Annotated in this window: 6 protein-coding genes and 1 riboswitch; of the genes, 5 read left to right on the forward strand and 1 reads right to left on the reverse strand. The window is 43.8% G+C overall.

Annotated features, from left to right (window positions below; translation table 11 throughout):
• Positions 1-18 precede the first annotated feature (18 nt).
• On the reverse strand, positions 19-2,118 hold the full coding sequence (gene clpE, locus ACY3LV_RS20280; protein WP_333560533.1) for an ATP-dependent protease ATP-binding subunit ClpE: 2,100 nt from the start codon (positions 2,116-2,118) through the stop codon (positions 19-21).
• 365 nt (positions 2,119-2,483) lie between these two features.
• Here clpE and ACY3LV_RS20285 point away from each other — a divergent pair, with 365 nt between their 5' ends.
• The 5 genes from ACY3LV_RS20285 (at position 2,484) to queF (ending at position 6,177) form a co-directional block, all read left to right on the forward strand.
• Complete coding sequence (locus ACY3LV_RS20285) at positions 2,484-3,527, forward strand: YkvI family membrane protein (protein WP_087990990.1); 1,044 nt, start codon at positions 2,484-2,486, stop codon at positions 3,525-3,527.
• 137 nt (positions 3,528-3,664) lie between these two features.
• Positions 3,665-3,709, forward strand: a riboswitch (PreQ1 riboswitch).
• Between the two features lie 127 nt (positions 3,710-3,836).
• Positions 3,837-4,496, forward strand: a complete 660-nt coding sequence (queC, locus tag ACY3LV_RS20290; protein ID WP_087990991.1) for a 7-cyano-7-deazaguanine synthase QueC — start codon at positions 3,837-3,839, stop codon at positions 4,494-4,496.
• The gene (gene queD / locus ACY3LV_RS20295; RefSeq protein ID WP_148963760.1) at positions 4,489-4,938 is read left to right on the forward strand and encodes a 6-carboxytetrahydropterin synthase QueD; all 450 of its coding nucleotides are present in this window, start codon (positions 4,489-4,491) and stop codon (positions 4,936-4,938) included. The genes queC and queD overlap by 8 nt, the downstream gene beginning before the upstream one ends.
• Positions 4,931-5,662, forward strand: coding sequence for a 7-carboxy-7-deazaguanine synthase QueE (gene queE, locus ACY3LV_RS20300; protein ID WP_148963759.1), 732 nt, complete (start codon positions 4,931-4,933; stop codon positions 5,660-5,662). Before queD ends, queE begins: the two co-directional genes overlap by 8 nt.
• Positions 5,663-5,679: 17 nt before the next feature.
• Positions 5,680-6,177: a preQ(1) synthase gene (queF, locus tag ACY3LV_RS20305; protein ID WP_003218613.1), complete on the forward strand. Its 498-nt coding sequence runs from the start codon at positions 5,680-5,682 to the stop codon at positions 6,175-6,177.
• Positions 6,178-6,650: the final 473 nt, after the last annotated feature.

Here is a 6,650-nt window from a genome sequence, read left to right on the forward strand (position 1 = left end):
ACAGGAAACCGCTCATTGTTATTTCGCGTGCACTTTGATTGTATGATCTTCTGCAGTCACATGGAAACTTGTGATCTCGCTATTGTCAAGCAGGAGATCGGTCATTTCATCTTCCACCCATTCTTGGATGGTTCTTCTGAGCGGACGTGCGCCGAATGAAGGGTGGTAGCCCAGCTCAGCGATTTTTTCTTTCGCTTCGTCTGTCACACTCAAGGCGATGCCGCGTTCTGCCAATGTTTCTTCAAGTTCTCCGAGCAGCAGGCTGACGATTTTGACCAGATGTTCTTTTTCCAGTGAGCGGAACTCAATAATGCTGTCAAAACGGTTGAGGAACTCAGGTTTAAAGAACATGCTGAGTGAATCAATCAATGTTTGTTCTTCGAATACACTGTCATCTGATTGGAAACCGACTTTCATTTGTTTCTCACCAGCACCCGCGTTGCTTGTCATAATAATCACAGTGTCTTTAAAGCTTACGGTTCTGCCTTGACTGTCTGTCAGACGGCCGTCCTCCATGATTTGCAGGAACATATGCTGAACGTCAGGGTGTGCTTTTTCAATCTCATCCAGCAACACGATGCTGTAAGGATTGCGGCGCACTTTTTCTGTTAATTGTCCAGCTTCCTCATGGCCGACATAACCAGGCGGTGAACCGATGATTTTAGATACGGCGTGTTTCTCCATGTATTCGCTCATATCAAGACGGATAATAGCGTCTTTTGTGCCGAATAGTTCATCCGCCAGCGTTTTAGAAAGCTCTGTTTTCCCTACACCGGTAGGACCGACAAAGAGGAAGGAGCCAACGGGTCTGTTTTTGGATTTTAATCCCGCGCGGCTTCGTCTTACCGCTTTTGCCACTTTTTGAACAGCAGCTTCTTGTCCGATCACACGTTCATGAAGTTTTGCTTCAAGCTCTTTCATTTTTGTTTGTTCATCCGCCTGCAGCTTGCCGACAGGGATGCCTGTTTTTTGTTCAATGATATCCTGAATATGGTCAGCTTCCACAGTGACAGCCGAATGAGAGGAAGAGCTGTTTGTTTTTTTCTCTAATGCAATTTCTTCATCCCGGAGTTTTGCCGCCAGTTCGTAATTTTCCTCTTCCAGCGCTTTTGCTTTTTCGGCTTCAATCGCAGTTAAGCGTTCCGCCGCATCCTCATCATTCAGCTCATCAATTAACAGGTTGGCTTTTGAACCAGCTTCATCTAATAAGTCAATTGCTTTATCCGGCAGGTGTCTGTCCTGAATGTAGCGGGATGATAAAGTCACACATGCTTTGATTGCTTCATCACTGAATGTCACGCCATGGTATGCTTCGTATTTGTCTTTGATCCCTTGCAGAATGAGGATGGCCTGTTCTATTGAAGGTTCCTGCACCATGATAGGCTGAAAACGTCTTTCCAGCGCGGCATCTTTTTCGATTTGACGGTATTCTTTCAGTGTTGTCGCACCGATGACTTGCAGTTCGCCTCTGGCAAGGGCGGGTTTGAGAATGTTGCCTGCATCCATAGAGCCTTCTGCAGAGCCTGCGCCAACGAGAAGATGAATTTCATCAATGAAAAGAATGACATTTTTTCGTTCTTTCAGCTCAGTGATCAGCTGTTTCATTCTCTCTTCAAATTGGCCTCTGATTCCTGTGTTTGCAACAAGGGATGCAACATCAAGCAAGTAAAGTTCTTTGTTTTTCAGTTTGTTTGGAACATCGCCTTCAGCAATTTTTAAAGCGAGTCCTTCGGCGATGGCGGTTTTCCCTACACCCGGCTCACCAATGAGAACAGGATTGTTTTTGTTGCGGCGGTTCAGAATTTCGATCACGCGAGCGACTTCTTCATCACGGCCGATTACGGGGTCAATGAGGCCGGCTTTTGCACCGTTTGTGATATTTTGAGCCAGCTCATCAAGCAACCCTTTTTTCTCGCTTTGTTTTGCTGCGTTTTGTTCTTTCGGCTGGAACGCTTGTTCAAACGGAAAACCGAAAGATTGAGGACCCATGCTCATTGAAGGTTTACGGGTCAGTTCGTTATAGCAAGTTTCACATAATACCATTTGTTTATGAACGGAATTAATTTGCATGTTAAGGCGAATCGTCGCCTCGTTTTGATGACAATGTTGACAACGCATTTGCCAAAACCCCCTTAAAAATTTGATCTTCTTTGACCAATGAATGTGAATAAAAAGGCCGATTGAATTTGACCTTCTTTGACTATTAGTATACGGCAAACTTATGGGCTTTCAAAACAATATGCTCAGAGCAGTCTGACTATTTGACTAACTTTGACCAATTGGTTTTTAAAAAAGGCCGGCTTGTTTGACCAACTTTGATTCATAGTATACTCTGACCTTCTTTGACTTTCAAGTCATTTGCGGAAAATGTTTTTAAATTGTTTATAAAGTAAAACATGTTTTCCCCTTCTTTTCAAGGAACTTGTCTCATAGGTTATAAAAGGCACATGTGGACAAAACTGCGGTTCGTTCGGAGGGGAGAAATGGAACAATCAAAAGGGTCAGCAAGTCAGCTTGCCTTTGTTTATGTCGGCACAGTAGTCGGAGCTGGGTTTGCGACTGGCAGGGAAATTGTTGAGTTTTTTCTGAAGTTCGGCTGGTTCGGTTTATTCGGTATTATCGTCAGCGGCGGAATGTTTACGTTTCTGGGGGCCAAGCTGATGATCATTTCAAAACGAATCAATGCCAAGTCCTATCAAGAAATGAACATATTCTTGTTCGGGGCGAAGGCTGGGCGGTTTATTAATGTGTTTATGCTGTTTGTACTCCTCGGCGTCACATCTGTTATGCTTTCCGGGGCAGGGGCGCTTTTTGAGGAACAGCTGGGGCTGTCCCCTCAGATTGGGATGCTGATTACAATCGGTTTGAGCTTAATTGTGATGACTGGAGGAGTAAAAGGCATTTTCGGTGTCAATGTGTTTGTTGTTCCTCTTTTAATCATCTTTTCTATGATTGTGGTGGCCGACTCTTTTATTTTCAGCGAGTCGCGGAACGCAGCGCAGTGGGGATGGCCGCACCGCTGGGACTGGCTGTTATCAGCGTTTTCTTACGGCGCTTTAAATTTATCGCTTGCCCAAGCGGTCTTGGTTCCGCTGGCGAATGAAATGTCATCGGAAAAAGTGATAAAAAAGGGCGCTTTAGTCGGAGGCGCGATGCTGACGATTGTGCTGTCCGCGAGTTTTCTGTCTTTGTCGATGCTCCCGGATGTATTTTTGTACGATATACCGATGGCTCAAGTGGTTTATCTCTTTGCGCGGTCTGTCCATTTGATTTATTTGCTCATTATTTTCGGTGAAGTGTTCACATCGGTTATCGGCAATCTATATGGGTTGGAAAAACAAGTGCAGAGCTTTCTTCCAATGAAAAGCAAATATATCTTTGCAGCCATTATGACCACGGCTTATATTACGAGCCAAATAGGATACGGCAAGCTCATTTCAACGATTTATCCATTGTTTGGCTATGTGAGTCTGGCGTTCATAGGCGCCCTGATTTGCAAAAAGGTTCCCCGGCGGCGCAGTTTGTAAAATACAAGTAATGAAGTGAGCCGTCATTGCAGAACAATGATTGATCGGGAAGTCAGGGCTTACTTTTTTATTGTCAAGAAAAACAACATTATGGTAAGATAGCAGAAGTGAAAAATTGAAGAAAATCCGTGCGATATGCGGGAGAGGTTCTAGCTACACCCTCTATAAAAAACTAAGGACGAGCTGTATCCTTGGATACGGCCTTTTTTATGTTTTTCTAGAGCACCTTCCGAAAAGGTGTTTTTTTGTGTGAATCAGCTGTAGCGATGTCTCTCGCCGATGGTTTTATTGCGGAAAAGGAGAGGAATCATGAAAAAAGAAAAAGCAATTGTCGTATTCAGCGGCGGTCAAGACAGTACCACTTGCTTACTGTGGGCTTTAAAGGAATTCAAAGAAGTCGAAACGGTGACTTTTCATTATAATCAGCGTCATTCGCAGGAAGTCGAAGTGGCAAAATCGATTGCGGAAAAGCTTGGTGTGAAAAACCATTTGCTCGATATGTCACTTTTAAATCAGCTTGCACCGAATGCCCTGACAAGAAATGATATTGAGATAGAGGCAAAAGACGGTGAACTGCCATCCACATTTGTTCCGGGACGGAATTTGGTATTTTTATCTTTTGCATCTATTCTGGCATATCAAATTGGCGCGCGCCACATTATTACAGGAGTCTGCGAGACAGACTTCAGCGGTTATCCTGACTGCCGTGATGAATTCGTGAAATCTTGCAACGTAACGGTAAACCTGGCAATGGAGAAGCCGTTTGTGATTCATACGCCTCTCATGTGGCTCAATAAGGCGGAAACATGGAAGCTTGCAGATGAGCTTGGCGCCCTTGATTTTGTGAAAAACAACACGCTGACATGCTATAACGGCATCATCGCAGACGGCTGCGGCGAATGTCCGGCATGCCACCTTCGTTTAAAAGGCTATGAAGAATATATGGCGATGAAAGGAGAGCGTGCATAAATTGTTATCTCAAATTTATCCCCAGACCCAGCATCCTTATTCATTTGAATTGAATAAGGACATGCACATCTCAGCTGCTCATTTTATCCCTCGGGAAAGTGCTGGAGCGTGCAGCAGGGTTCACGGGCATACGTATACCGTCAATATAACCGTTGCCGGCGACGAACTTGACGACTCCGGCTTCCTTGTCAATTTCAGCGTGCTCAAAAAACTGGTGCACGGAAACTATGATCATACGCTTTTAAATGATCATGAAGAATTTTCTCAGGACGATCGGTATTCGGTGCCAACAACTGAAGTTGTGGCGAAAACGATTTATGACAACGTACAGGCTTATTTAGACACATTGGAGAATAAGCCAAGCTGTGTACAGGTGTTTGTCCGGGAAACACCGACAAGTTACTGTGTCTACCGTCCGAAAAAGGGTGGTTTGAATGGCTAAAGGAATTCCTGTATTAGAAATTTTCGGCCCGACGATTCAAGGAGAAGGCATGGTGATCGGACAAAAAACGATGTTCGTTCGCACAGCCGGCTGTGATTATTCCTGCAGCTGGTGTGACTCTGCCTTCACTTGGGACGGGTCTGCTAAAAAAGATATTCGATGGATGACGGCTGAGGAGATTTTTGCAGAGCTTAAAGACATTGGGGGAGACGCGTTTTCCCACGTGACGATCTCGGGCGGAAACCCGGCCCTGTTAAAACAGCTGGGTGCTTTTATCGAACTGCTGAAGGAAAATAACATTCGTGCAGCGCTTGAAACCCAGGGGACTGTTTATCAGGAGTGGTTTACGCTGATCGATGATCTGACAATTTCTCCAAAACCGCCAAGCTCAAAAATGGTAACGAACTTTCAAAAGCTTGATCACATTTTGACATCACTTAAAGAGAATAACAGACAGCATGCTGTCAGCTTAAAGGTTGTCATTTTTAATGATGAAGATATGGCGTTTGCCAAAACCGTGCACAAGCGTTACCCGGGAATCCCGTTTTATTTACAAGTCGGTAATGATGACGTTCATACGACAGATGATCAGACATTGATTGCACATTTGCTTGGAAAATACGAAGCGCTTGTTGATAAGGTAGCTGCCGATGCGGAACTGAATCTCGTCAGAGTGCTTCCGCAGCTGCACACCCTGTTATGGGGCAACAAACGCGGCGTATAATAGAAAGGAAGATAAATATGACGACAAGAAAAGAATCAGAATTAGAAGGTGTCACACTGCTTGGCAACCAAGGAACAAATTATTTGTTTGAATATGCGCCGGACGTGCTGGAATCATTCCCGAATAAACATGTAAACCGTGATTACTTTGTGAAATTCAACTGCCCAGAATTTACATCTTTATGCCCCAAAACAGGACAGCCTGACTTTGCAACAATCTACATCAGCTACATTCCTGATGAAAAAATGGTTGAAAGCAAATCATTAAAGCTGTACCTATTCAGCTTCAGAAACCATGGTGACTTCCACGAAGACTGCATGAACATCATCATGAATGACTTAATCGAATTAATGGACCCGCGCTACATTGAAGTATGGGGCAAATTTACGCCAAGAGGCGGAATTTCCATTGACCCGTACACAAACTACGGAAAGCCGGGAACGAAGTACGAGAAAATGGCCGAGTATCGTATGATGAATCATGATTTGTATCCGGAGACGATTGATAATCGATAAGGAATCCGTTGTGTGAGACGAAGTGATGTCACCATAAAATACTGACATTTAGCGTCAATTTTAGGCGGGAATGTGACCCGACTGTGACCTGAGGTGCAACCTGAACTGTGACTTTTATGCAGCTGAAAATTGATAGAACAGAAGCAGTTTAAGGCGTACGCTTTAGTACGTCTTTTCTTTTTTTTATCTACTAAAAAATGCCCTGCAAAGGACATCACCCTCTTAATCTAGACTTTTAATTGGTTTATATATTTTAGGTTTACCAAATGCAGTTTTTTCTTTGAGCGCATTGATTAATATGGAAAGAATAATACCGGTTAAGAAAATCGCCTTGAAAAAGGAACTTGAAGCTAATCAGAAATATCGTCCAAACAAATAAACCCCTCACTATGATGTGGGACTGACCCCATAAAATGAGACAAATAAAAAACACCTTCAAGTTTGAAAACGGATCGTTGTTATCCGACATTAGA

This window comes from Bacillus sp. 11C (genome assembly GCF_055486375.1).